The sequence below is a fragment of the Gordonibacter sp. 28C genome (assembly GCF_003339845.1).
GTDB lineage: Bacteria > Actinomycetota > Coriobacteriia > Coriobacteriales > Eggerthellaceae > Gordonibacter.
Map to the genome: position 1 here is coordinate 179,762 of NZ_PPTR01000004.1, position 26,033 is coordinate 205,794.

Consider the following 26,033-nt stretch of genomic DNA (forward strand, 5'->3'; position numbering starts at 1 on the left):
TTTCCGTTTTCCCTTCTATTCGATGGCGTTCCGACCGGCCTAGCGGTCCTTGCGCAGATGCTCCTCGAGCAGCGAGCGCATGAGGTCGCTCGCACTGCGGTAGCCCTCGCGGCGGTGCTCCACCAGGTACTCCTTGAGCTGCCAGTAGAGGTCGTCGGGGACGATCACGCTCAGGCGGTGCGTCGGACCCTCAGAGGCCGCCGCCTTTTTCTCAGCTGCCGGCTCGGAGTCGGGGTTCACGACCTTCTCGACGATCGTCTCCTGGCGCTCGACCATCTCCTTGGAGGTGTCAGTGAAAAAGCTGTTGATGGCGGAGTCCGCCTTCTTAGTCCTCGCCATTACAGCATCGCCTCCACCTTGTCCAGAATCCCCTCGATCGCGTCCGCCGCGCGGCCGCCCGGCTGCACCTCGGACACCGGTCGGTTGAACGACGCGCCGCGCTTGAACGCCTCGGCGGTCGGCACGCAGCCCAGGATGGGCAGGTCGTCGGCGGTGAGGAAGTCGGTAAAGCTGCGGTCGATGATTCGCTTGTCGGAATAGCGGTTCACGATCAGGCCGATCTCGAGCTCGGGGTTGACGCCCGTGATGAGCTGGATCGTGCGCTTCATCGCGCGAAGGCCGCGCTGGCTGGGCTCGACGGGGACGATCGCGATGTCGGCGACCTCCACGCAGCCGCCGAGCTTGTCGTTCAGATAGCCCGGGGTGTCGACGACGGTGACGGCCTTCTCGCCCTCGACGGTCTTCTGCTCGTGACTCGCGCCGCCCTGCGGGTCGAGGTTGATGAAGCCGACCTCACGCCCGCGGCGCTCGAGGCCCCAGGCGATCTCGTCGGCGAACGTCGTCTTGCCGACGCCGCCCTTTTGGTTGACCAAAACGATTGTCTTCATGTGTTTCCCTTCTACGGGTGCCGCCCGATTTCCGGGCGGCCTTCTCGGATATCTGCCGCCTGCCGGCGGCGGGCACGGGGCCGGCGAGTCGCTACCGGTCCCGCATCCGCCGACGGCAGGGCGCTAGGGCCCTGCCGCTGCCATATATGTACCCAGTTATGCGGATGCGTAAACGCACATCTGCATACTTGTGCGGATGCGCGTTTACTTATTCTTGCCCGCCGGCGCCGCTATGCGCCGTATTCCGACGCCCTCGCGGCGCGATACGCGCGGCGCGTTTCGACCTTGCGGCAGCACTCCTTCCGTGCCGCCACCGTCCTCTCCGCCACGTCGTAGGCGTACGCGATGAGCGCGCCCGCCACCGGGAACACGGCGCAGTTGATGTAGACATAGCTGTATGCGAGCATGAACCACATCCCGACGAGCCCCGCGACCAGCGCGGCGGCGGCGGCGACCTTCTCCCTTCCGCTCGGCTCCATTACTTCCCTCTTGCAACCGGCCATGACGGCCTCCTTCCGATATTCGGCGATCCCGCGCCGACGCGGTCGCGGCCTCCCTTGCCGCTGGTATGTATGTACCCAGCTGCGCACATGCGTAAACGCACAAACACGTAAATGCGCACGTATGCGTCTGCGTAATTCGATAATTTGCCCAGCGGGCCGCCCGGACACCGGTCGGCAGGCCCCTGGCCTGCGATTTCCATGGCCGGATGACCGGCGGGACCCCATCCGTCCCATAGGCAGCCGGGTGTGGGAAACGTGTGGAGACGGGCTACGGCATGAAAAAGCCCCGCCGTCTCCGGTGGGGCGATCACTTGAGTATGGGGTTGTACGGGTCGGCTAGAACGGGATGTCCTCGTCCGCAACCTCGACGGCGGGAGCCTCGGGGACCGCATACTGCTGTCCACCATCAACCGCGGCAGCAGGAGACGCGGCAGGGCGGGAGTTCATGAACTCGATCTCGTCGACGATGACCTCGAGCTTGCTGCGCTTCTGGCCGTCGCGCTCCCAGGAGCTATAGCGCAGCTTGCCCTCGATCGCGACCTTGCTCCCCTTGGAGATATAGCGGCCGACAGCCTCGGCGCGGGTGCCGAACATGGTACAGTCGATGTAATTGGGATAGTCCTCCCACTCGCCGGTCTGCGGGTTCTTTCGGCGATCGTTGACGGCGATGCCGAACGAGAGCACCTGGGTGCCGGCCGCGGTGGCGCGGAGCTCGGGATCGCGGGTGAGGTTTCCGGTGATGTTGACTCGGTTGATGCTCATTGGCTTCTATCCTTTCGGTTCCGACGGGGGGCCGATCCCCCCGCCTTCGTCGCCATGTATGTACCCAGATGCTCAGATGCGTAAGCGCATAGATGTGCGTTTGTGCGGCTATGTATTGGGCTGGCACCGGAGCCCGGCGTTTTCCATGGCCGGATGACCGGAGGGACCCCATACGTCCCGTAGGCAGCCGGTTGTGGGAAACGCGTAGCGATTCCTCCGGTTCGGTTCTCGCCCAGTTTGAATCACGGGGCGGTTCAGAAGGCGTGCGTTCGGCGCCGGTTAGGGTCCGGGGCCGGCTCTACACGTGGGACGCATATGGCGCCGCTGAAGGATGCCTCGTCGTAGGCGTCGCGCAGTGCGGCGACTAGGCATTCGCGTGTAACGTAGAAGTCCGGCTCCCATTTCTCGCCGTCGCCGCCCGTCACCCGATACCATCCCTCGCCCTGCCAGACCTTCTCGACCGCCTGATCGATCACAGAGATTTCGGCGTAGGGCAGATGGATCTCGCCGGCATCCCCGTAGGCACCGCGAAGGTCGTCGGCAAGGTCCGCTTCGGTTCCATACCATGTGGCCGGATACGATCCCATCCCGTCGGTGAAGCAGATTCGGTACCAGCCCTCGCCCTGCCAGCATTCCTCCAGATCGGCAGCGACGGCGCGCCCGATCTCGTCATCGTCCGTATACATGGCTGCTCCTTGCCCAAGTCGTTCATTCGGTATTACCAGTTGATACCCCGTTCGGGCGCATCGGAAACAGCCGATTCCGATGCGGACGGGAAGATACGGACAGGCGGCCTTCCTCCCCGATCTCAATTTAGCGGGCATGAGCGGGGGCGATTCGGGGTAAACGGCTCTCTAGGGAAGCCGTGGGAGCGGGATGGAACGGAAACGGAAGGATATGGACATGGCTACGGATCACGACACGGTGTCGCCCATCGAGCACGATGAGACGGCGAACCTGAGGCTCGCGCTGATGGAACGATGGAGGGAGTCCTGCGGGCGCGTGGCCGAGAGGTTCGGACGCCGCAGCGACATCCCCTTCTACTCGAGCGCGCTGTCGGCACTCGCCGGCGAGTGCGCCGACGACATGGGCAAGTCCGGCAGGGTTGCCGAGGCGGCCGTCGCCATGCTCGCCGACGCGCTCATGGAAAAGGACCCGCGGGGATATGCGGACAGCGCCGAGGCTGCCGCCAGGGAGCTCGAACGCCTCGTCTCGTCGATCGCATACGCGGACGCACTCGGACGCCTGCGCGCAGCAAACTCGACGTTCGAGACGCGCATCCTTGGGGAGATCGACGGAACCGACCCGGATGCACTGCCGGCGGTGCCGGATGGCCTCGTCGGACCGTCGGATACGGCCACCTGCACGATCGATATCCTCGGCGGGTCGCAGGAGGACAACCGCGAGGTGCTGGACACCTGCGGCGCCATGATGATGAACGAGGATCCCGATATCGGAGACTTCTGCTTCATCACGTTCATGCTGCGCGACGGCTCGCCCAAGACGGGTATCTTCTGCAAGATATGCGACTCCCGCCGCGTGCAGGACGCTTGGGAGCGGGCCTATTCCGACTACACGAACGGCAACCGCATCGGGTCGGCCGAATAGGCATGGCCATAGGCCGCCTGCTGCGCGGTGAGACCGCAGCGCGGGCGGTACCGCCCCGGATGCCCTCCCCGTTGGGATCGCAGGGCGGTATCCAGGGTGGGAGACGGCGGGGGTATCGCGCGCGTGGCGCGCGATACCGAGCGGGAGGGAGGTCCGGCACGTGGGCGGATGCAGCAGGTTCGACGCCAAGGTCGTCCCCATAGCGGTCGAGACCGACCGAAAGTGCGGGCTCAACACCCCGAGGGCAATCGTGTGCGACGGGCGGCGCTTCGAGATCGCCAGGGTCGGCGCGACGCTGCCCTGCCCCAGCATGTTCGGCAAGGATTGAGAAAGAGAGATGCCGCAATGCGGAAAGACACCTACAGGATTGGCGACGGGACGTTCGCGTTCTCCCCCGCCGTGTTCGATTCGTTGCTAGGACACGGCGCCAAAGGCGCCGCCAGGATGCGGGAGCTCGCGGGCGCGATGCACGTCTCGATCTCATCGATCAAGGACTGGCGGCGCGGGACGCACGCTCCGAGCGACTTCGAGAAGGTCGAGGATATCGCCTGCTGGGCGCACATCGACGTCGCCGACCTCCTCATAGAATCAGGAGATAGGACCATGGACGAAAAACTCACCGAAAACCAGCTGGATGTGCTCTGCGTGCTATGGAACCAGGCCTACGACTTCCTCGACCTGTGCGAGGAGACCGATCATTTCGTCTGGCCGACTACAGACCTGCGCTGCGTGCCGGACTCGATTCTGCACGACATCAAGGTGAACCCGGAAGACGATAAGTCCCGTCCTCCCTGGGAGATCGGCACCGAGGACCTGTTCCTCCAGACGCTCGACGTGTACCTCCGCGCGTGCCGACGCGCGACCCCATATGTCGGGGAGAGCGATATCTTCGTCAGGCTCCTGGGCCTCTGCGACATCATGACCGAGACCGCCTTCGGCGAGGACGACGGCAAATGGCTGCCAGACCCGGATATGATTTTCGACCCGCATGAGGATGGATACGTCAGCCCGATGGAGGCCGCGGAGCTCAAGTGCAGGAAGCTGCTCGATGAGATCAGGAATGACCTGTTGGCGCTACGCCCGACGGCGGGTAAATAAGGCTAGTTCCGCCAGATAGCACGACGGCCCCGCCCTCGGAGGGACTGCGCAGCGATGATCGATTCCGAGTTCGCATATAAGCGTTCGACATGGCGATGATTGATTGATTCCATATCCAGATTTCAAGACAGGGGCCGTTTTCGGCCCCGTCCTTTTCCCGAACCCGGTCCGGCGATTTTTCCGCGGCGTGCGTTTACGTTTCCCCTCAGGGGGTACAAGGACTACCGAGCGGGCGGCATGGGGCCGCCCGGCGCGCATATGGGAGGACTATATGGAAACGCTCTTCGTGACGGAGTCGCGCGAGCTGCTGTTCACGGGAACCGAGGATATCGACGTGCGACCGCTCCATTCGCCGGTACTGCATTACGAGGGAGACAGCCGGGAGGTGGCACTGCGGGCGGCACACGAGGCCGCGGCGGCCTCCAGGGTCGAGGCCTGCCAGCGCGGTTTCGCCCGGTGGGTCACCACCGTGAGCGAAATCACGCTCGACGGCGAGGAGTTCACGGAAAGCGAGGAGACGGTCAACACCGTCGATCCGCTCGACCGCGTGCCCGAGCTGCGCACGCTCGCGCGCGAGGCGGCCGCGAGACACGCGGACGGGAAGATCATCCGCGATATCGCCGGGCATACGTAGCCGGTCGGATCCGCGCGGTGCGGCGGGGACATCTACAGCCTCTACCGCGTCGAGGGGTCGGCCTTCGGTGACTTCACGTGCTACCGGGTCGGACGCGCGCCCTACAACGGGACGCTCTACCTTCCCGCGGGGTTCCACGATTACGGCATCGCCACCCTGCGCGGGCTTTTCGCCGCGCTCGAGGGCGGACAGTGCGAATTCCTGTGCGAATACCAGGACGAGATCGATGGGGTCTATCACGGGCTCTTCGAGAAGAGGATCTAAGATGAAGGGAACGGACATGCAGACCATCCACACCAAGGCAGGCTTCAAGGTGCTGCGCGAGAGCCTGGGGCTCTACCAGTCCGACGTCGCGCAGGCCGCGGGCGTCGACGTGAAGACCGTCAAGAACTGGGAGAGCCCGCGCCTGCCGCGGTGCCGCGCCACGGCCGAGGCATGGAAGTACCTCGAGAACCTAGCAGAAGTCCAGGACCGCGAGGTCGGGTGCTTGGTGGAGAAGATTGTCGGCGAGACGGACGTCAACCCCTACCCGCTCCCCTACTTCCGCGAGCAGGACTTAGCCGCGGAGGATGCGCGCGCGGCGCGGATCTCGAACGCCATGACCAGAAAGGTGGCCTTTGAGCTCACCAGGTTGGCCATCCCCTACGAGTTCCGCTTCGAGGAGGAGGCCGCGGACGATGAGCGGCTGAGCGAGATCCGGGATATGTAGGCAGTCGTTATTGAGCCGGTACCGTGGAGGTGCCGGCTCATATTAGAAAAGAGCTCCGGTTGCCCGAAGCCCCTGTCTCAATGATGTCGATGAGTACGTCTGGCAGGCACAGGTAACTCTCTGTCGCCACTTTGCCGCCCGGCCCGGTGAAAAGCATGGAAGACGGGGTTTCCACCGTTTGCGTCGAACGCGCGGCCATCGGCGAGCGCGACGGAAAGCTCCTCGAGCCCGTCGATGAGATGATCGGCGTTCGCAACGCCGCATATGTCGTAGGATGCGAGGTCGCTCCATATCTCGAAGCGCCTATACCACGACATCGACGCGATTTGACCATCGACGAGACTTGCAGCCTCCGATGCGACCTGCTCGCCGAAATCTTCGGTGACGCAGGCAAGAAACGCGCTTCGCGTATCCGATACGAAATCCTCGGCCGTGTAGGCCGACGTCACGGTAAAGCTGGACTCCACGATGCCGGTCTCGCTATCCTTCGTCTCGGTAAGGATGCCAAAATCAAGCGCCGGGGCGGTTACACAACGAAGGCCACGACGGCGACCACCCATGACTTCCTGCCGTTAGATACTCTCAGCCAGGCGCAGGTATCCGCGAAGCTCTCGCCTCGCGAAGTTCAGGCTTGAACGAAAATCACCGTTTACAAAAGGCCCGCCAATCTCACGCTCGCCGACAAATACCGTCGCCATATAGCTTTGCATACCCATATCGAGTCCCTTCTGAATATCTGCTTGTCCCTATTGATTGGATGCCAGGGCAAATCACGCGGTCGGGGTGCCTAGGTCGGTTTCGGCCAGGACGTCGCGGATATCCGCCACATCCCTCACTGCCATGACGATGCACCTGATCGATACCGCCGCCGCGACCACGGATGTCAGGAGGACTGCCACGCCGACGTCGTGGGCCCAGATGACAATCCCCACAGCCATAGTGATGGCGAGGCCAACGATCCAGCAGATGAGCGCGTTGCGCGACTCGTCGAGATACGATCGCGCATAGACCTCCAAAATCTCGCGGTCGATGCCCATCTTGCCGAACCTGTCGATGTATCTGGACATCCTCGACGACATGCCGTGCTCGGTCCATGCAACCATTTTCAGAAAACCCATGGTCGCAATCGCCGCGTTGAATGCCATGGCCATGCAAGGAACCAGGTCGATATTTTCACTGATGAACGGCGCCATGCGGACCATCCCCTCCCGTTTCGTCTCTATTCGATGTGAGTCTACCCATATGCGCATGTACGTAAACGCATAGACGCGCATATACATATATGTGTGGACGTGCGAGCGGGGCGGCCTATTGCAGGCCCGGGTTCACGATGCAGTAGCATCGCTCCGACCTCGGCTCCTTCTCGCCGGGCGCCATCACCTTGACCGTGACCGGAACCGTCTCAGAATCGGGGGCGAACGCCGTGAACGACTTCAATTTCCCGCCCGGCTCGATCTGCTTCTGCGCCCGCTGGTCCTGCACCTTGTAGGACCTGTCGAGCTTGATCCCGTCCTGGTATGCGTTGATGTCGGTATAGGGTGCGACAGTGTCCGAGTCCGTGACGTTCTCGAAGGTATAGGCAACCCGGATGTAGCGGAACGGCTTGCCGTCCGGCCCCGTGCCTTCCTCGATCGTCACGCGGTCGATCGAGATGCCGTCCACGGACGCCTGGGCGGACTGCTGCGGCGCGAACGGCGACGAGGTGCCGGCATCGCCCGACTTCCCGGCGCCGCCGTCGGAGGAGCCGGCGTCCGGCGCCCCGTTCCTCACGCAGCCCGCGAGTCCGGTCTGCGCCGCCATGACCGCGAGGCCCACGAACGCTCGCCTCGTCATCGCCGTCATCGTATAGACATTCTTCCCCGTCACCTGTGAATCTCCTTTATGCTCTTCAAAATGGGGGCGGTGCAGACGCGGTGCCGAGTCTCACGTATCGCAGCGCGCCCGGCCTCGTCCTGCATGAGCTTCGGTCTCCCCTCGCGAAAGGCCGCGGCCCTTCTCGCCGCCGCGGCGAATTTCCGCTCGGCCTCGTCGAAGTCGATATCGCGCCACGCGCGATCCCCGCCCGTGCCGGATATGAAAACCGACGGCACGACATGGCTGCTGTCCGCATAGTCCGCCGGGACGGACATCTCCGCATAGCCCGACGGCTCGCTGCCGTTCGGCAGCCGGTACACGACGAGCTCCTGCTTCCTGCGTTTGCTCACACGGCGCTCGCACAGCTCGGGATGGAACGCCTCGTACGCCATGGCGCTATATGGGGAGCAGGAGAAGCGGTACTCGAATAGGCATTCCGCTTCCCTCCGATGCCGTTCCGCCTCCTGCACCCGGGTCGCAGCCTGCGCCCGGATCCGGTCGCGCTCGGCCGCCTCCTCGGGCCCGAGCTCGCGGAACGCCCCGACCACGGCGGCCTCGTCCAGGGCGAAGAACTCCGTCTCGCGGGCGTAGGCGCCGGTGTGGTGCCAGGACGAGTAGGCGATGAACCGGTCGAAGAGCGCAGCCTTGGTCTCGGACTCGACCGCAGGGTCGTAGAGCAGGTCCATCTCATCGCAGTAGCCCCTCAAGGCGCCGAGGATCGCCGCCTTGGTCCATTTCGAGCGGGGCATCTCCCCCGCCTCGTAGGCCGCCCGCGCGTTCACGCTCATGGAAGCGCCGCTGTATCCCTTTTGCCCGTAGGCCACCCTAGACATGTCCGACCTTTCGCGCGGATGTGTACCGTCCCAGCTGTTTCTACCCCGTGCGCGGGAAGTCTTTCACTCGATTCGAGCCGGTGCGGGGGCATTTTTATCCGTCGAGTTTCGGTAGGGGCGTGTAAAGCGCGGCGGGGGCGGGTATCAAAGCTGCTGTGTATGCCAATTCCAATAAAGAGGTGGTCCATGTCCGACCCGATCGCCGCGGCCGAAGCCGCCGGCAAAGCCCGCGATATCGCCAACCGCTTCGAGACCGCCGTATTCCTCATCGCATACGGCATCGCCGAGAAGGACGGCCTCTACGAGGCCGACCCGCATAGGTATCCCTACAGCCAGGCATTCAGACACGGCATGAATATCCTCGCCGCGCTGTGCGCTGAGTGCTCCGACGATGCGGAAAAGCTGCTGCCGACGTTCAATGAGTCCGATTTCATCAGGAACAGCGCAGCGTCAGACGTGCGCGAGTGGACGGCCCGGTGGCGCGACGAGTGCAGGAAAGCCGTCGAAGGGTGCCGGTCCATCGAGATCGGGCCCCTGGCGTCAGTAGACGGCGACTACTTCGCCGCGACGTCGGAATGCTACGAGGTGCTGCGCTTTGCGGAAAACGACCTCTTGGGCGGCCATCAGGAACGCAGGGTGTATGAATTCCTCCGAGCCGGCACCCAGGATCAATACGTGTACGGACGCAGGATGCTCATCCGCCACCCGCTGCTCACCTGGAACGAATACGTCAGGATCAAGACGGGGCTCGCCCTGGGCGACCCCGACCCCCTCGACCAGGGCGAAGCCGACACCATCGACCCGGTGTGGTTGCAGGAATTCGTCTCCATGGCCTACGAACCCGTCCCGGGCGCCGCAAAAGTATGCCCGAATTGCGGCTGGACGATGACCATGCGAGGCAAGCAGCCCCACTGCTCATCGGCGACGTGCGCCAAGGCCGTCACAGGCGATTTCGACAAGCTGGACAGCGTCGCGCACGACGCCTTCCGCCTATCCCGCGGCGTCATGCACTACATCTCTTCCCCCGGAAAGCTCGAGCTGGCGATCGCCGAGGCCGCAGCGGGCCTCGGTCTGAAATACGAAATGTGGCCCCTCAAGGACACCTGCGACATCCTGATCCATCTGCCGGACGGCCGACAGCTTGCCGTCGACGCCAAGGCATACGGCCGCGCCGAGCGGCTTGCCCGCGAGATAGAGGACGACACCGGCATCGCCCAGATGTGCGCGGACGAGGTGGCCTATGTCGTGCCGGACCAAGTCGAACGGGACCATCCCGGATATCGCGCGCTATGCAATGCCGTCCTGCGCGGCAAGACCGGCTATTCATGCGAAACGCTGCGCAACTTCTCGAAACGACTCGATGCCGCCGCGAAGGGAGGCACGCGATGAACGAGCCGAATGATACAGCCCAGGAAGGCTTCGACCAGCTGAAGCGCAATCTCGAGGTGCGCTATCCCGAGGACAGCGACCTATCCCTCGACGAGTTCCTGAATGTGGAGTCGCTGCTCGCGCTCGCGGTACGCGTATGCGGTCCCGGCGCCGATCCCCGAAAGGCCGACAGGCTCCTATCGAACTACCAGCTCATCAGGCCCGAGACCATCGGCGCGGACGGCCACCTCATGCAGATGGCGCGCCGACACCTGTTCTCGCTGGCTTCATCCACGGCCTGGCGGCGACTGCTGGGCCTCTACGAGCGCGCGGAATATGAGCGGTACCGGTTCTTCGATATCGCCGACGGCGGAATGGCCCTGCGCGAGCACCCCCTTACCGGGATCGACCGCATGCCGATCTATATAGACCGCCTCCTCGGCGATGTCAAACTCTCCCATAAAAACGTGGTCGCGAGACCCAAAGGACGGTATTCCTACACATGCAAGCCCGAGGCGACCGGCGATACCACGGTAACCGGATCGATCCGTTGGGTGACCATACCCGATGCCGTGCCGCCCCAAACGGGCAAGATTGACGATATCCCCCGCAAGAGCAGGCGCCCGCCCATCGATATCACCCTCGACGAGCTCATCTCGACCGCGGACGAAGTCGGGGAGAAGACCGGAAAGACCCACTACGCTGCCGTGCTCAGAAGGGTCAAGGACCAGGGGCTCCTCAAGCAGGCCGTCGGCGGCAGCACATCCGTCGCCGACGGCCTGCGCCTCGATGAGGTCGTGAGCCTCGTCGGCCTCGTCGGCGCCGGCAAGTCCGTCCTCGCCAACATGCTCATCGTCTGCCTCGCGAAGCGCGGCCTGCGCGCGGTATCCCTGCTCAACTCGGTATCGGACGTGATGGAAAGCGTCGTCCTGCTTCGCGAGGCGGGAATCAGCGCCTCGCCCCTGGTGTCGCGCGGCAGGCGCATCGAACGGCTCGACGAGTTCTTCGACCACGATGACTCCATGCTCCTCGGCCATTCCGCATCCAAATACCTGGAGACCGCCTGCATCATGGACGGGCTCTCCTCTTCCGATTCCGAGGCCTGCGGATACGGCAGCACGCCATGCCGCGGCCTCCGGTCCAAGAAGGGCGGCGCGAACTCATGCCCGTACTGGGACGTGTGCCCATCGCAGGCCATGGCCCGCGAGTCCCTGACATCCGACGTCGTGGTCACGACTCCCACCGGCTTCGCCACCATGATCGTCGGAAGGGAGCGCAAGGCATTCTTCGAGGAGGCCCTTCAGCAGTTCGACGTCGTCCTGTTCGATGAGGCGGACCGCGTGCAGGCGCAGCTCGACGGCTGCTTCGCCCCTAGCATGAGCTTCCAGGAGCTCATCCGCAACGCCGCCGACCCGACAGCCGCAGCCATGAAGCGGCGCCCGGACGACAAGATGAGGGACTTCAACGAGGAGCTTTTCTACGACCTGCGCCAGAAATCCGAGCCCGTCGCGAAGGCGCTGCTCAAATCCGTCAGGGACGACCGCGTGGCGAAATGGCGCATCGTCAAGGACGAGGCGTTCACGTCACTCTCGCTTCTGAACGACCTCCTGGAGCAGGGCCTTCCCAAACAGGTTTACGAGGATGCCGACAAACTCATCAACCCCTATAGATTCGAGATTGCCAAGAAGAGCCTCGATGGCGGCGATGCGGCCCTCAACAAGCTCTCGCAGGCGGTCGCGACCTCCTGCGAGGGCATCGACGACGACACCCACAGCTACTCGTTGAACGAATACCTCGCTGCACGCGGATGCTCGGAGCTTCCCGACGAGCTGCGGACCAGGTTCTCCTTCGCCCTCAAGGTCATCCGGTTCGACTCGTATCTGCGCGAACTCGCCTCCGCGCAGGACCTCCTCAGCTTCAAGGACGATTCCGTCGACGAGCTGTACAACTTCCTCAAGTTCAGCTACACGCGCCAGCAGCACTATCTCCCCAACTCGCTGATCGGCAACATCTTCGGGATGAAGCTCGACGGCAACGACCTCAGGCTTTTCCGGCAGTTCGCCTTCGGGCGGGCCTTCATGTGCTCGCTGCCCTGGCTCGATACCGACCCCGCCGGGGCGGCGCTGGGGCCGCACGTGCTCCTGCTCTCCGGTTCGAGCTGGGAGCCCGGCTGCCTGCAATACCACGTGAACAGGCCGGTCGACTACCTCCTCGAGGCGGAGCCGTGGAAGGCGGCCAAGCTCTCCACCTCGACCGTGAGGGACCTCGGCATCGAGCAGAACGTGTCCGGCAGCGCCGCCGAGATGCGTTCCGGCAACCTCGGCATCGTCCTATCCCAGACCATGGCCACGCTGAGGGACGAACTCGACGCGGATGGCGCGGGAAAGGCCCTGGTCATCGTGAACAGCTACCGGGAGGCCGAGGACGCACGCGACCGCATCGAGCAAGAGTTCCGACGCAAGGGCCAGGCAATCAAGGTCGCGGCCCTGGTGCGCAACAACCACGAGCACAGGGAGCACTTCGTGCCCCGGAGCGAAGTCTACAAGTTCTGCGATCATCCGGCCAAAGTGCTCGTGGCGCCGGCCATGGCCATCGAGCGCGGATTCAATATCGTCGACCGCGGCGGCCATGCCGTGTTCACGAGCCTCATCTTCTCGGTGCGCCCGATGGGCACACCGCACGACCTCGGCGGGCGATACCGCAAGCTCAACGGCCTCATCGAAAGGGAGGTCGGCGACTACCCGGCCAATCCCGGGGAGTTCGCGACCGAGGTCAGGGCCTCCGCCTGGCGCACATGGAAGACCATGGAGCGGGACGAGAACCTTCCCATGGGCGCATGGAGGACCATGGGAAGGCAATTCCTCGTAGACGACGCGATCTCCACGCTCATGGTCACGATCATCCAGATATTCGGGCGCCTGGCGAGGCTTGCCGATAAGGAGAGGCCCGCGCCGCATGTCTATTTCGCCGATGCGGCCTTCCGCGGCGGCGACGGGAAGCTCTCGTTCAGGACCCTGGAAGAGCTTGGCGCCTACATGGAACGCCTCATGCACGATAGCGACCAGCCGGAGGTCGCCAAAGCCCTTTACGGGCCGTTCTACGAGTCATTCAGGAAAGGAATCGGAAATGTCGGACTCTAAGCTGCACCTCATGTCATTCGCACCCGTCCCCGACACCAAGACGACCGTGCACGTCGTCGGCTTGCCCGACAGCCTGCGCGACGCCCTCTTCACGCTCATGCCCCCGAGGAAAGAGGGCGGCTACCTCAACACCAAAGTCCTTAAGGACGACCTGCGCTGCTGGCTCGACCGGGCCGTCGAGCTGAACCCCGTACGCCCCAACGTGCATACCGACAGCTGGCTTATCGCCCTCGCCCCCATTGATCTCGCGAAGCTATGCAACGTCATCGCGGTCTGGATCTCCTCCCGCAAGGACATCGATACCCAATCCCCCGCCTATTGCAAGGTGATGGGGATGCTGCACCCCGAGACGTTCGAAGAGGCCGTGCATGGCGAAGAGACCTGCCTGTTCAGCGGCGACGGCCGTCCCACGGGCAGGCTCACCTTCCCCGCATTCTCCGCGCAAGTCGCCGACGCCATCGCCGACATCCCCCTCGAACTCGCCAACGGCATGGTCGAGAACTTCAGCAGAGTCTCACGCGGAAACGGAAACGTCTACGAGCTGATTTCCGATATCCACTGGCACAAGGAGGACCCGTGGGCGTTCGCCCTCAGATTCCACGTCGAGACGCTGCCGGTCGGCCGCAAGGCAAGGCTCAACATGGATGTTGCCGTCCGCCGCTTCATCGGCAAGCCATGGCAGGACGACCCGTTCCTCAAACACGATGTCAACGCCTACGTCCGCACGGAAGGCGGCACGCTCCGCGTCGTCCCCTACGGCTACGACAAACAGAAGCGCGACTTGGCCTGGGACCCCGCGGCCCTGGCGAACTACGAGTTCGCCAGGGGGACCGGATTGCCCGCAGTCCGCGAGTATCTTGAGGACATGGGCAGGTACGCCCGCGACGGTTCGCAGCCGCAGATCCTATCCCCCTACGCGATGACCGCCTCCTGGGCATCGAAGCCCTCGGTCGCAAGCGGGGCATCCGTCATCGACAAGGCCATGTTCTTCGAGGCCGTCGCGGCTCGGCTTAAAGATATCGCGGAGCCCGTCGGTGCGCTCGACTCGCTTCAACTGACCCATCTCAAGGCGTCCATAGAGGAGCCCAGGCAGGCGGATTGGGACAAGGACCCCGTCGGCGCACGGGCGAGACAGGAGGCCTGGGGCCGGGCCAACCGCGCCAGACTCGCCCGCTGCACCGGCAGGGACAGGGCCGTATTCCAGCTGATCGGCAACCAGGACGATGCCCGGCTCCTCGGTATGGCAAGGGCCGAGATCTCCCGCTTTCTCGGTGGGGAGGGGGCCGTCGACGGCTTCGAGGTCAAGATCGATAACATCCCGGCAAACGACCTCCTGAACCGCATGGAGAATACCGGCGACAGCCAGGCGAAGATCCGCTGGCGCAAAGTCGCCGCCGCGCTTCCCGAGGCGACCGACCCGACCGCGTGCATAGTGGTCCTGCCGGGCGCCGAGAGCTACAAGCCCAAGGGCAAAGACGACGGCGGAGACCCCAAGCGCGCCCTGCGCATCGCGTTCGCGAAAACCGGGCGCCTGACCCAATTCATCGAACCCGAGGACTCGAAGGACGGTCCCGAGATCCGCGCGCGCGTCGCCGTCCGCGACCTCATGCGCCAGCTCGGTTTCGTACCCGAACCGGCACGCAATTCGCGCGGCATCGATACCTCGATCCCGGCGATAGGGTTGAAGGTCTACAACTCCGGCAACGGCAAGGCGCGGGCGAGCTTCCCCTATTGCGTCCGACAGGACATGAGAAGCGGTGCCGTCACCGTGTACTGCCCCCTCCTACCTGACGGAAGCCTACCGTACTGGCGCGCCCTCATCGAGTTCGCCCGGCTGAGCGGTTCCGAGGGCTTTCCGGACTCCTGCAAGCGGGCGAACGGAATGGCCCTGAAGAGGATGCTCCACGGCATAGTCCGCGCCACCGGCGACAGGCCGGAACTCCTCCTCGTCAACTCCTACGGCCGCATCCGCCAGAGAGACTGGTGGCCCGGCATCAGCGACTCCGGCCTCGAGTCGGGACCCTTGAGCTACGGACCGACCGGTTATGAGGAGCCGCTTGACCTCGCGGGCAGCAAGCTGCGCATCCTGCGTATACGCTCCGGTCTCAACGGCGAGGTCCCCGACTGGTTCACGGACGAGGTGGCCGCGGGCGGCGCAGACGACGGCACCGTGCCGAACAGGCGCGACAAGCAGGGACTCTTCAAGATGGACGGCTACTTCCTCGCGTTGGCCCCGCGACCGGGCGACGCCCAGTACAAATGGTCCGCACGCGGATCGAAGTACGATTCGCCCACCGCGGCGTTCTGCGAGAAGACGATCAACGAGTACTGCCTTCTGTCGCCCGGTGGCGAGGCCGAGGCGCTTGCCAGCGTCAAATACGCCGAGGCCCTGCGCGGCTGCATGGTGCAGCTCTACAAGAACGATATGAGGGTGAACCTTCCCGCCCCGCTCCATCTCGCCGAGCAGGTCGAGGAGTATATCTGGGACTGGGAGCTCACCGGGAGACGATAGCGATCCGCCCGCGAAAATGAAATGGGGAGGCCGAATCTCCCGGCCTCCCTATTTCCGCTATCCCTGCCGCCAATTCGCCTTGCGGGTCTTTCGACCGGCGGCGGTGGACCCTTTCGCCACTCCCTTCCGCTTCCCAGGACGGGAGCCGGACGAATTCGATTGACGACGGGTGGAGCCCAAGTCGAAGCCGGAGTTTTTCGCGATCCGCGCCTCGACCTCGGAACGCCGGATGCCCAGTTCCGATGCGCTGACGCGATAACCGCCCTCCTTGCGGACGACATAGAGCTCATGTGGGTCGTAGTCCCAATCGAGTACGTACCCGGCAAGGAGCATCTTGGCATCCAGATGGTCCTTGGACATCGCGCCGGAGAGCGCATCCTTGAGGGCGAAGGTGGCTCGAGTCACGATATCCGCCCGGATCTTCTCCTCGAGGGTTCTAGCCGGCCTTTCGGTCCCCGGTTCCTGGGTACCTCCCTTGCTGTTCTCCAGGGCGCCTTCCAGGGCGAGAGGCGTGGGGGCGTCGGGGCCCCTGCCGTCCATGAGGTCTCGGATGTAGGCGCGGACCCGCGACTCGTAGCGGCGCGGGCACTCGATTTGGACCGGCTCCTCCATCCTGTGCTCGAGGGAATCGTAGAACTCCACGACCTCGCGGCTGGCGATCAGGCGGTTCGGCTCGATCTTGGGGAACACGGTGAGGCCGGCGGCGGAGCGCACGCGGGACAGGCCGACGTACAGCTGGCCCTCGGCGAAGACCTTCGTGTGGACGCAGCAGGCATCGAACGTCAGGCCCTGCGACTTGTGGATGGTGATGGCGTAGGCGAGCTTGAGCGGGATCTGGGTATAGGTACCCACGACGGCGGTCTTGACCCTGTTGACGGGCCTGCCCTCCTCGTCCATCTCGACGATGGCCTCGGACTTGTTGATCTCCCATCTATGCCGCTCGATGCTGACCTTCTCGTCCGCGCCGTCGAACTTGACCGTCACGGCGTCCGCGGACGCGTCGGTGACGGTGCCCTGCGTGCCGTTGACGTAACCCTCCTGAGGGCTGTTCACGAGCGACATCACGCGGGCGCCGCGGCACAGGACGATCCTCTCCGGCGCCATCTTGTCGCCGTTTGACACCGTGCCTGTCGCGGCGGCCGCGAACTCGACCTTCGGGGCGTCGAGCGCGTCGACGTTCTCGCGGTTGATCGAATCGGCGATGCGGTTGTTGGCACACAGCACCAGCGTGTCCTTCGGCAGGTAGGCACGGGAGCTCTTCGAGTGCGCGTTGAAGTAATCGAGGCACGACGCGTCGCCGACGCGGGCGCGGTTCAGGTTGTCGATGAAATCGGGGTCGGATTGGCGCACGACCGTCTTGAGGACGTGCGGCTCGAAATCGAAGCCGGTCCAGTACCTCGACTTGAAGCACCAGCCCTGGAGGTTTCCGGGATAGAACTTCATCAGCAGCGCGGAGTCGCGGTCGGTCACGACCGGCGGTAGCTGGAAGAAGTCGCCGACGAGGACCACCTGCTTCGCGCCGTTGCGCGTCATGGACTGGGAGATCATCCCCATCACGTGGTCGAACAGGTCGATGCGGCACATCGAGATCTCGTCGATGATGATTACCTTCGCGGCGTCGAGCACCTTGCGGGACCCCTTGGGGCCATCGGGGGCGCAGACCCCCGGCGCGATTTTCAGCGTGCGGTGGATCGTCGAGCCGTCCGTGAGGTTCAGCGCGGCGATGCCGGTGGGCGCCAGGGCGAGGAAATCGACGTTGCGCGCCTTCAGGTCCGATATGAAGGCGTTGAGCACGTAGCTCTTACCCGTGCCGGCGTTGCCCGAGAGAAACACGTTCCTCCCGTCCCTCAGCGCCCTCAGCGCCTCGGCCTGCTCCGGTGTAAATCGGTCACCGTCTGCCATTTCCATATCCCGTCATCCGTTCGACCAGTAACGGGGAATTGATACCCGCGCAAGCGAAAAAATATACGCTGAACGGGTGTTTCGCAGAAACTATAGGAAGTTTTGGAAGGCGGCGCGGATATGCTTCCGCGCATTTCCCCGCGCGCCCGTATACCCCGATGCGCAAACGGGTACGATAGCCTCAGAATGATGTGGGTCCCGCGCAGCCGAACGGCTTGTCTTTCCCATGCGGGCATCGCGGATTTCTTTCATGGGTGGGACTTCGGTCCGAGAACAGGCCGCGATCTCGTAAGGGGTCGCGGCCTGTTCATCTGTGTGTCTATGTCTTTATGCGTGCGCGCATATGTGCAATGGTGCTGGTGTGTATATATGCGTGTGCGCGTATGTGCCTCGGCGTATGTATGCCGATGTGCGGATATGCATCCGGACAGATGTGCCGGTGATTCATACGGGGAAACCGGCGCCGGTCTCGCATGAGCTCTTCCGCCTCAGCATCGCCCATATCAGCTCGATTGCCGGGGCGACGCGCACCTGCCGGAATTCGGAAGTGTCGTAGCGCTTCCGCAGGGCGCCGCGGGCGTCTGGCGAGTACACGGCCGCCCCCTTGGGCAGCATCCCTTTGGAAGCCAGCGAGTCGGCGAGCTCGAGCGGGCACACCAGCCAGTTCTCATCGCCCTCGAACGTTCTGCCGTGGCCGCTCGTGAAATCGTCCATACACGACTTGACCTCGACGAACGTGAAGGTGCCGGACTCGAGCTCGGCGGCGGTCGCATGGTTCGACGATCGGTCGCGCGGACGATGCGGCCTGTAGGCCACGAAATCGACCCGGCGGGCGTCATCGACCCAGACCTCGCTCGCGACCAGGGCGTTCTCGCGGCACAGCCTCGCCCATACCTTCTCGGAAAGCTCGGCGGTCACCTCGCCGCGGTTTCGTTTCCCCTCCATGGGACACACTCCCCTTCGATGTAAAAGGCCGCCCGACGGTCTGCGCGACGTGCGGGCGGCCCGCGCCGGTACTACTCCTCGGAACCCTCCGGCTTGATGGTCGACAGGTCCATATGCCTGCGAGCCTAGAAGAATATAAGCCAGATCGTACCCAAGAGCAGGGAGACATATCCCACAGCGGTCACGAGGAAGTCTATGAAGGCGAGGGCCGCGGCAGTATCGACCCGGATGCCACAGGGAGCCAAGTTCGATGCGAACCCATGCAGGGGATACATGGCACAGATGAGGCATATCGATTCGAGACCTGCCGCCAACAGGGGATTCACCTCCGCCAGCTCCCTCGGATAGAACAAGCCCATCAGGACGGAATCCGCCACCAGCGCCGCCCAAATCAGGAACACGCCGACCTTAAATGCCTTGGTGTCCTCGACCCATGCCAGGGGCATCATGCAGCCGAAGAAATCGAGCAGCAAGGCCGAGGCGATCAGCGGGACGACCATCACTCCACCGAGTTCTCGGCGGAGTCGGCATCGATATCGGGGTTCGAGATCAGGCCGTTCAGCAGGGACGGCAGGTCGATTCCCGTGCTGTCCTTCAGGCCGGATGCGACCTGGTCGACAATCGATGTGGTCTCCTTTACGAGTTTTTGCGCGTTGCCCGATCCGTACATCTTGATGGAATCGACGGCAGTGAGGGGCTTCGCAACCTGCTCGGCTACCTTGGGCATGATGTCGATGTAGCGGTTGGCGAGCAGGTAGGGGTTATCCATGCCGTTGTACGCCTCGGCCTGGGCCTTGATGCTCGCCGCGACGCCCTCTCCGTGCGCCTTCTCGGCCGCACCCTCGGACTCGCCCTTCAGTCGCGTGGCCTCGGCCTCGGCGGTAGCCTTCGCCTTGATGCCCTCCGCGTCCTTCTGGGCGGAATACAGTTCGGCATCCGATTCGTTCTGGCGCTCGATACGGGCGGCCTCGGCCTGCTTCGTGCGCTTGTAGAGGTCGGCTTCCGCCGCCTGCTCGGCGGCATAGCGGTCGGCCTCAGCCTGCTTCTTCACGGTCGCGTTCAGCTCGCGCTCCCTCACGTCCGCCTGGCGCTCGGCGAGCTCGACCTTCTTGGTCTCCGCGGCGATCTCGGCCTCCTGCTGGGCGATGTAGAGCTCGCGCTGCTTCTCGGCCGTCACGGTGGCCTTCACCATATCGGCCTCGGCCTTCGCCTTGTCGGCCTGCTTCTTGAGGTCGGCCTGCTTCAAGTCGAGCTGGTTCTGGCGGATGGCGACCTCCTCGGCCGCCTTGATCTGCGCCAGCTCGGCCTCCTTCTTGATCTCCGCGGCCTGGTCGGCGCCCATGGAGCGGATGATGCCCTGGGAGTCGGAGAAGTCCTGGACGTTGAAGGTGCGCAGCTCGAGGCCGAGGTTGGCGAGGTCGTCCTTGGAGCCGTCGAAGACCTTGGCATTGAAGCTCTCGCGGTCGCGCATGAGCTCCTTGAGGTCCATCTGGCCGATAACCTCGCGCATCTTGCCCAGCATGACCTCGGTGACCTGTCGGGTCATCTCCTCCTTGTCCATATTCAAGTAGTTCTTGGAGGCGGTCTCGATCAGCTCGGGGGTCTGGCCGATCTGGAAGTTCGCCACGGCGCAGGCGTGGATGAGGATTGCGTCCTGCGTCGGGATATCGTTCTCGGTGGTCAGCTGCACCTGTACGGCACCCAGCGAGAGGGTGTCGACGCGCTGGAGGAGCGGGATCACGAAGGTGCCCTTGCCGGAGACGGAGCGCATCTTGCCGGCGCCGGAGACGATCATGAGCTTATCCGGCGGGCATTTGCGCCAGCAGCTCTCGAACACCAGCACGAGAACCATGATACCGACGGCTGCGGGGAGCAGGTTGAAGATCAAAGATTCGAAAAGCATCATAGGGTTTCCTTCCCTTCAAGGGTGGCTCGGGCAGAACCGCCCGGTTATAGACAACTTCGTTGGCGGGGACGACGGGGCCGGGCTTACGGCCGCCGCGATACCGGCTCAGTCCATCCGTCGGGGCTAAAGACGGCGGCGATCATGGAGGTCCAGTAATTCGTTTAAGAGGAGAATCATGGCCATCGCGGAAATGAACGGCAGGAACATGTAGTAAAACGCGGTTGTTATAATTATGACGTTGAACGTCATCAAGCCCTCGAATGCTTTCATGGTCTTGTCTGTTTCCGTGTCGGAAACAGACTCGCCCTGACTGCCTTTCTCCGCGCCCTGCCTGTCCGAGCCGACATCAGACGCGCCTCCGTTTAGGTCGACGTCGACGACGATATGGCTGCCGTCGTCGGACACCACGGCGGCAGTCGCGTTTTCAGCGTATGCCGGGTGCGCGATACAGCCGAGCGATGCGGCGGCAATGGCCAAGGCGACGAGCGGCCTCGCCGCTCTTGCGGGTATTCCCATTTCCGTTCTCCATTCCTTCCGAAATATTCCGGGGCGCGCCCTCCCTCGGCGCTGTTCATTTCCCCTTAGGTGGTTATTCCCCGTATCTGCCGGCTTAGACACCGGATAGGGAAAACCGTTGGAAAACAGGGCGCCCACCAGGATGGGAGCCTGATGGGCGCGGATGCGGTCGTGCGTTTATGTATACGTGCGTAGGTATGCCGGTGCGTATTTGTGCTGGCGCGCAGGTATGCGGGTATGCAACTGCGTATGTGTGCGGATGTGCGATCGCGGAACCTACAGGAGCGTGTCGAAACCGGGCCTGCCTAGATTCCGGCGAATGTTGCCGGTCGTGAGCTCGACGTGCTGGCGGCCGTCGGCGCCGAAGACGAGGTTCGTGGCGCCCGCCGCGGGGACCACCGTCTCCACCTGTCCCGTCGTGAGGTCGTACCGCATGTTGCCGACCTGCTGCTCGATATGCACCGTGCCGTCGGGCTTCAAGACGTTTCCAATCATGGCACGTCCCCTTTTACGCATATATGCGGATGCGGATGTGTGGATATGTGCGGATGCGCGGTTGAGCGTTTGTGTGTGTATGCCAAAGCGCCTGCGGGCGCATCCGCACCCCCCCATGGTATCAGTGTCGGGGCGCCGAGTCCTTCGAGGCCTCGCGCACCGCGGCGGCGACCTTGCCGGGGGAGGATTCCTCGGCTGCCGAGGACGCGGCGACCTTCCGGGCGCCGGCGGCGATGGAGGCCGGGGTCCTCTCCGGCTTCACCCAGCCGTAGGCCTCGGCCATCTCCTCCATGTCGACGATATCCCGATCGAGGCAAACCGGCGAGATCTCGCCGATGTAGACCCGCTCCAAGTCCTCGACGATCGCGTTCTCCGCGAGGAAGTTGTCGCTCGCCAGGCGCCAGTCGCCGCCGGTCCGCTGGAAGAGGACCGGGTCGGACCCCTCATCGGTGTAGTAGACGAGCGTCGACGCCTTCTGCCCGCCGGCGGCATCGATATCGTACGAAAACGTCTTCACCTTGAGGTCGGAGATGCGGAAGACGGCATCGCCGACACCCCAGTCCTCGACAATTGCCGCATCCACGGCATATGTGTCTGCCTGCGACCCCTCGTCCAACCCTCCCATGATGCAGTACCCGTCCACCATGCGGTATGTGCCGAGCGCGTGACGGTCCGGATCGTTGCCCTGGGCCCGGACGGAGTCCAGGGAGTCCTTCAGGCGGACGGCGGCGGGGTAGGTCGAGCACAGGTAGACCAGGCCGGAATCCGGGACGTCATCGTGGATGCCGCGATCGAACACGCAGTAGCCCCTTCGCCTCGCGCTGTCCAGGGCGGATTCCAAGGCGCCGAGCGCGGGGGCGGACTCGTCGCCCATGAACTCGTCGGCGATCGCCGAGACGAGTTCCCCGCGATAGGTGTTCTGCGGCACCTTGCCGCCGAGGGCTTTGCACGAGTCGGCAAAGCGGGCACCGTTTTCGATTTCAGGGAGAAAAACCGTCAACCCGCCATCTTCATGCCCGAAGTCGATCTCGCGCCCGAGGTCGTCGAGGATTCCCACCGTGACGACTGGAGGATGCACCCCCTCTACCGCCCTTGCCGTGACGATACCGCGGTCGAAGGCATCGTTCAACATGATCTCGAGCTCTCGCCTGTCCATCTTGAAACTCCATTCCGTTGTCCGGGCACATTCGGCCCATGCGCGTCCTTCCGCAAGATGCTAACGCCGGCTAGCGATGGGGCCGGCGCCGCGGGTCGGGGCTTTCCGAACGGGAAGCGACGTCGCGGCTCTGGGCGCGCAGGCGCCTCGCGATGTCGCTGATCTCGCAGCATGCGTCGAAGCGGTGAGGCATCCCCTCGCCCGCCCAGAGCATCCCGGCGCGATCGGTCGCGATTCGATCGACGCGGTCGTAGTCCAGCCCCAGCGCATCGCAGATGCCCCTCACCTCGTCATGGACCGGTGCGTACCGACACCGCATGGCCCCCTCGCCCGAAACCTCGCCGTCGAGCTCGAGGCCATACAGCTCGTCGCCGTAGAGCGCGGCGATGTGCTCCTCGGCCTCGCCGGCGGACATGTCCTCGATCTTCTCCACGGGAAACCCCAATCCCTCAGGGAGGGCGCGCGGCCGTGCGCCCTCGTATGTGTGTATCTGTGCAGGTATGCGCATGCGTAAACGCGTAGATGTGCGGATACGTGTGTGCATACCCATGCGAACGTCAGCGAGGAAGCCCGCGGATGAGCGAGGCGAAGTCTGCATCGACGCGCGAGCGGTCCAGCTCCCAGAGGCCGGCGATGAAGTCGAGCAGGACCCTCACCGTCCCGGTGCGCTCGGGTCGCGGGAGGCGCGGCACCAGCAGGACGACGGAGTAGAGGGCCTGCTCATAGCTGCGCCCCTCCTGGGGGGCACGGCGGCTCATCGCCCGGCCCCCTCGGCATCGCAGGGCGCCATGCGGCGGTCCGGGCCGTCCATCTTGACGCGCTCGGTCATCTCGGCCAGGCGCGAGACGATAGCCAGGGCGTCCTCCTTGCGGCCGTACTCCGACAGCACCGCGGCGAGGCCAGCCTGGGTGTACTGGCTTGTCACGATCGTGGCGCGCTCGGCCTCGTAGCGGCCGTTGACGATCTGGAACAGCTTCGCGAGCACCCACTGGGTCGAGGAGTCCTTGCCCAGGTCGTCGATGATCAGGATCGGGACGTTCACGTACCTGCGGATTACGTCGGCCTCGCTGTCGCCGCCCTTGTCGAAGGTCGAGCGGAGCTCGGTCATGAGGTCCGCCGAGACGACGAACCTGACGCCGTGCTTGGGCCTGCCCTTCGGGACGGGCCGGTACGCCCAGTTGCCGAAGCGGGGATCGAGGCGCGAGCCGGCGTAGTCGTAGGCGATACGGCACGCCATCTCGGTCTTGCCGACCCCGCGCGGACCGTAGATGTACAGCCCGCCGCCGTGCGCGAGGCGCGCGTCGTAGGCATGCTCCGGGGCGGCCACTCCCTCGGCGATGCGGCGGGCGAAGCGCGGCGGGATGCCGGTCTTGCGCACGACCGCCTCATGGAACGCGGGATCGGTCGCGGCGAGGGCGGCTACGTCCGCAATCTCGAGCGGAGGCAGGGCGCCGCCGACGGGAAGCGGCGCGGCTGTTGCAGCCGGGGCCTCGGGCACGGGCGCCGCTGGCACCGGAGTCCGAACGGGCGCCGCGGCGGGGGCCGGGTGCTCCGGCTCGAGGTAATGCGGCCCCATCTCGTGCCACGCGTCCGCCTCCGCCCTCCAATCGAGCACCGGCGTGCCGTCCGCGCGCCGCCAGGCGCGGGCATCGTGGTATGCGTAGAAGAAGTTGCCGTAGAAGGCGTTGACGGAGCCGCGGTCGTCGTAGCCCTTCCCGCGGACGTAGGCCTCGACTTCCTCGAGCGCGGGCCTTTTCGGCCTCGCCTGCGCTTGCGTGTCGTTCATCTCGGTTCTCCCTCCGTCTGAGCTAATCGTCGTTGAACTCGCTGAAATCGCTGTCGGCGGCCACGCGCTCGGCGACGCTCATGGCCCTCTTCGCGCCAGACGGGCCGGACTTACGGGCGGAGCGCGGCGCGGGCTTGCGGCGCCAGGTGTTCACGACGTTCTTCCATCGGACGATCGGCACGCCGCCCGCGCGGACCCAGCCGGTGGCCTCGTAGTAGTCGAAGAACTCGTCGGGGTCGATCACGCGGTAGGCGGGATTGTCCGGGTCGGGGGCGTCATAGCCCTTCTCGTGCACGTACTTTCGGACCTGCTCGCGGGTCGGCGCCTTCGACGGGGCGGCCTTCTCCTCGGCTGCGGCCACGGCGCCGGAATCGACGAGATCGGCCCTCAGGTCGTAGAACCTCAGGCCGTTTCCGGCGGCGAGGAACTTGGGCAGCGACATGATGTAGCGCCCGTCGGTGTGCGATGCCGCGTACTCGCGGCGGTAGGTGTCGTAGGCGCGACCGATGCGCGGAAGCGTCCAGCCGTCCGCGAGGGCGCGGGCATAAGCCTCGGCGACGTCGGCGAAGACCTCCGCCTTGCCGATGGACATGCGCATGAGGGCAAGCACCTCGGCGTTTGGGACCGGGACCTCCGTCTCGAGCCCAAGGCCGGCCTCCGATGCGACCCTCACGACCGTGACCGAGTCGCCCGCAGCCTTCGACATGACCGGGTCTTCGACAGACGGCAGCGCGCCCGCGCGCCCTCTCCCACTAACATCAATAACAACATCCTTGTTAGTGTCGCAAAAATTGGTACACGGTGAAATCGTTTCCCCAGTTGGGCCCGTGTACCAATTTTTGGTACACGGTGAATCTAGTTGCAAACTAACGTTAGTTTGGTCGCCCGTGTACCAATTTTTGGTACACGGCGAATCCTGCGGGTTGTTGATAACCTCGTTTTCAACCCCCTCCCCCGGCAAGTTTTCAACAGCGCCCGCCCCAGTCGATTTCGAGTTATCGACAGGCACGAAACGGCGCTCCTCGGGGATCTCGGCATTGACCACGTAACGGTTCGAGAGATAGCGCCCTTGGCCCTGCGCGCGGCCCTGGTGCACGCTGATGTAGCCGCACTCGACCAGGGTTCGGCGGTGGCGGTAGTAGGTGTTGCGCGACATCGCGAGGTGGGTGCAGATCGTGTCCACGGACGGGAACAGCGAATGGGTGCCCGCGCCGGCATGGGCGCAGAAGTAGGCGTAGACGCCCTTGGCCGACGACGACAGGCGGGTGTCCTCGGTCGCCTTGGCCGAGACGATGCCGAAGCCGCGCTCCATGAGGTCGCCGCCGAAGACGACGACCGCGCCGTCGCGGTCCAGGATCTCGAACGTCTCGTCGAGCTCGTCGCGGGTGCGGCCGGCGGGCTGTGCCGCCATGCCGCGCT

The 26,033-nt window shown here is 64.4% G+C and carries 29 protein-coding genes; 8 read left to right on the plus strand and 21 right to left on the minus strand.

Going from position 1 to position 26,033, the window contains the following annotated elements; genetic code table 11:
* Positions 1-39 precede the first annotated feature (39 nt).
* The 5 genes from C1878_RS06715 to C1878_RS06735 form a co-directional block, all read right to left on the minus strand.
* Positions 40-339, minus strand: a complete 300-nt coding sequence (locus C1878_RS06715; protein ID WP_015760199.1) for a hypothetical protein — start codon at positions 337-339, stop codon at positions 40-42.
* A complete protein-coding gene (locus tag C1878_RS06720; protein ID WP_015539412.1) occupies positions 339-887 on the minus strand; it encodes a ParA family protein in 549 nt (182 codons plus the stop codon). Before C1878_RS06720 ends, C1878_RS06715 begins: the two co-directional genes overlap by 1 nt.
* Before the next feature lie 230 nt (positions 888-1,117).
* Positions 1,118-1,390, minus strand: coding sequence for a hypothetical protein (locus C1878_RS06725; protein WP_015760198.1), 273 nt, complete (start codon positions 1,388-1,390; stop codon positions 1,118-1,120).
* Positions 1,391-1,726: 336 nt separating this feature from the next.
* Positions 1,727-2,152, minus strand: a complete 426-nt coding sequence (locus C1878_RS06730; RefSeq protein WP_015539410.1) for a single-stranded DNA-binding protein — start codon at positions 2,150-2,152, stop codon at positions 1,727-1,729.
* Positions 2,153-2,406: 254 nt separating this feature from the next.
* Positions 2,407-2,838 (minus strand): hypothetical protein, encoded by a 432-nt coding sequence (locus C1878_RS06735; protein WP_015760197.1) that lies wholly within the window; start codon positions 2,836-2,838, stop codon positions 2,407-2,409.
* A 217-nt stretch (positions 2,839-3,055) separates the two neighbouring features.
* On the opposite strand from C1878_RS06735, the gene C1878_RS06740 reads away from it, so the two are divergent.
* From C1878_RS06740 to C1878_RS06755, 5 genes are all read left to right on the plus strand, one after another.
* Positions 3,056-3,760, plus strand: a complete 705-nt coding sequence (locus C1878_RS06740; RefSeq protein WP_015760196.1) for a hypothetical protein — start codon at positions 3,056-3,058, stop codon at positions 3,758-3,760.
* A gap of 160 nt (positions 3,761-3,920) precedes the next feature.
* Entirely contained in the window at positions 3,921-4,088 is a 168-nt protein-coding gene (locus tag C1878_RS16575; RefSeq protein ID WP_158539748.1) for a hypothetical protein, read from the plus strand.
* Positions 4,089-4,105: 17 nt separating this feature from the next.
* Positions 4,106-4,858 (plus strand): hypothetical protein, encoded by a 753-nt coding sequence (locus tag C1878_RS06745; RefSeq protein ID WP_015760194.1) that lies wholly within the window; start codon positions 4,106-4,108, stop codon positions 4,856-4,858.
* A 271-nt stretch (positions 4,859-5,129) separates the two neighbouring features.
* Positions 5,130-5,492 carry a hypothetical protein gene (locus C1878_RS06750; protein WP_114600865.1) on the plus strand — a complete coding sequence of 121 codons (363 nt, stop codon included), beginning with the start codon at positions 5,130-5,132 and terminating at the stop codon, positions 5,490-5,492.
* A gap of 265 nt (positions 5,493-5,757) precedes the next feature.
* Positions 5,758-6,201 carry a DNA-binding transcriptional regulator gene (locus C1878_RS06755; protein ID WP_114600866.1) on the plus strand — a complete coding sequence of 148 codons (444 nt, stop codon included), beginning with the start codon at positions 5,758-5,760 and terminating at the stop codon, positions 6,199-6,201.
* Positions 6,202-6,278: 77 nt separating this feature from the next.
* Here the strand turns inward: C1878_RS06755 and C1878_RS06760 are convergent, their stop codons facing one another.
* The 5 genes from C1878_RS06760 to C1878_RS06775 form a co-directional block, all read right to left on the minus strand.
* Positions 6,279-6,761: a hypothetical protein gene (locus tag C1878_RS06760; RefSeq protein WP_114600867.1), complete on the minus strand. Its 483-nt coding sequence runs from the start codon at positions 6,759-6,761 to the stop codon at positions 6,279-6,281.
* Positions 6,762-6,773: 12 nt separating this feature from the next.
* Entirely contained in the window at positions 6,774-6,917 is a 144-nt protein-coding gene (locus tag C1878_RS16580) for a hypothetical protein (protein ID WP_015760190.1), read from the minus strand.
* Between the two features lie 54 nt (positions 6,918-6,971).
* A complete protein-coding gene (locus C1878_RS06765) occupies positions 6,972-7,394 on the minus strand; it encodes a hypothetical protein (RefSeq protein ID WP_227109853.1) in 423 nt (140 codons plus the stop codon).
* Positions 7,395-7,509: 115 nt separating this feature from the next.
* Positions 7,510-8,067 (minus strand): DUF5067 domain-containing protein, encoded by a 558-nt coding sequence (locus tag C1878_RS06770; protein WP_241963641.1) that lies wholly within the window; start codon positions 8,065-8,067, stop codon positions 7,510-7,512.
* The gene (locus C1878_RS06775) at positions 8,064-8,888 is read right to left on the minus strand and encodes a hypothetical protein (RefSeq protein WP_114600869.1); all 825 of its coding nucleotides are present in this window, start codon (positions 8,886-8,888) and stop codon (positions 8,064-8,066) included. The genes C1878_RS06770 and C1878_RS06775 overlap by 4 nt, the downstream gene beginning before the upstream one ends.
* A gap of 186 nt (positions 8,889-9,074) precedes the next feature.
* Here C1878_RS06775 and C1878_RS06780 point away from each other — a divergent pair, with 186 nt between their 5' ends.
* From C1878_RS06780 to C1878_RS06790, 3 genes are read left to right on the plus strand one after another with little or no spacing between them, the layout of a single operon-like run.
* A complete protein-coding gene (locus C1878_RS06780; RefSeq protein ID WP_114600870.1) occupies positions 9,075-10,277 on the plus strand; it encodes a hypothetical protein in 1,203 nt (400 codons plus the stop codon).
* A complete protein-coding gene (locus tag C1878_RS06785; RefSeq protein ID WP_114600871.1) occupies positions 10,274-13,396 on the plus strand; it encodes a hypothetical protein in 3,123 nt (1,040 codons plus the stop codon). Before C1878_RS06780 ends, C1878_RS06785 begins: the two co-directional genes overlap by 4 nt.
* Entirely contained in the window at positions 13,383-15,908 is a 2,526-nt protein-coding gene (locus C1878_RS06790) for a pPIWI_RE module domain-containing protein (RefSeq protein ID WP_114600872.1), read from the plus strand. The genes C1878_RS06785 and C1878_RS06790 overlap by 14 nt, the downstream gene beginning before the upstream one ends.
* 57 nt (positions 15,909-15,965) lie before the next feature.
* On the opposite strand, the gene C1878_RS06795 is transcribed toward C1878_RS06790, so the two are convergent.
* From C1878_RS06795 to C1878_RS06845, 11 genes are all read right to left on the minus strand, one after another.
* The gene (locus tag C1878_RS06795) at positions 15,966-17,810 is read right to left on the minus strand and encodes an ATP-dependent RecD-like DNA helicase (protein WP_241963642.1); all 1,845 of its coding nucleotides are present in this window, start codon (positions 17,808-17,810) and stop codon (positions 15,966-15,968) included.
* 444 nt (positions 17,811-18,254) lie between these two features.
* Positions 18,255-18,755, minus strand: coding sequence for a hypothetical protein (locus C1878_RS06800; protein ID WP_015539397.1), 501 nt, complete (start codon positions 18,753-18,755; stop codon positions 18,255-18,257).
* Positions 18,756-18,880: 125 nt separating this feature from the next.
* Entirely contained in the window at positions 18,881-19,255 is a 375-nt protein-coding gene (locus C1878_RS06805; protein ID WP_114600874.1) for a hypothetical protein, read from the minus strand.
* The gene (locus C1878_RS06810) at positions 19,255-20,661 is read right to left on the minus strand and encodes a flotillin family protein (RefSeq protein WP_114600875.1); all 1,407 of its coding nucleotides are present in this window, start codon (positions 20,659-20,661) and stop codon (positions 19,255-19,257) included. Before C1878_RS06810 ends, C1878_RS06805 begins: the two co-directional genes overlap by 1 nt.
* Before the next feature lie 123 nt (positions 20,662-20,784).
* Positions 20,785-21,177 (minus strand): hypothetical protein, encoded by a 393-nt coding sequence (locus C1878_RS06815; RefSeq protein WP_114526622.1) that lies wholly within the window; start codon positions 21,175-21,177, stop codon positions 20,785-20,787.
* 276 nt (positions 21,178-21,453) lie between these two features.
* Positions 21,454-21,672 carry a hypothetical protein gene (locus C1878_RS06820; protein WP_114600876.1) on the minus strand — a complete coding sequence of 73 codons (219 nt, stop codon included), beginning with the start codon at positions 21,670-21,672 and terminating at the stop codon, positions 21,454-21,456.
* Positions 21,673-21,793: 121 nt separating this feature from the next.
* Entirely contained in the window at positions 21,794-22,828 is a 1,035-nt protein-coding gene (locus C1878_RS06825; protein WP_114557681.1) for a hypothetical protein, read from the minus strand.
* Between the two features lie 70 nt (positions 22,829-22,898).
* Complete coding sequence (locus C1878_RS06830) at positions 22,899-23,261, minus strand: hypothetical protein (protein WP_114557680.1); 363 nt, start codon at positions 23,259-23,261, stop codon at positions 22,899-22,901.
* A 124-nt stretch (positions 23,262-23,385) separates the two neighbouring features.
* Positions 23,386-23,586 carry a hypothetical protein gene (locus tag C1878_RS06835; protein WP_114557679.1) on the minus strand — a complete coding sequence of 67 codons (201 nt, stop codon included), beginning with the start codon at positions 23,584-23,586 and terminating at the stop codon, positions 23,386-23,388.
* Positions 23,583-24,614: an ATP-binding protein gene (locus C1878_RS06840; RefSeq protein WP_114557678.1), complete on the minus strand. Its 1,032-nt coding sequence runs from the start codon at positions 24,612-24,614 to the stop codon at positions 23,583-23,585. The genes C1878_RS06835 and C1878_RS06840 overlap by 4 nt, the downstream gene beginning before the upstream one ends.
* Before the next feature lie 22 nt (positions 24,615-24,636).
* Positions 24,637-26,025: a helix-turn-helix domain-containing protein gene (locus C1878_RS06845; protein ID WP_114557677.1), complete on the minus strand. Its 1,389-nt coding sequence runs from the start codon at positions 26,023-26,025 to the stop codon at positions 24,637-24,639.
* Between the last annotated feature and the right edge of the window lie 8 nt (positions 26,026-26,033).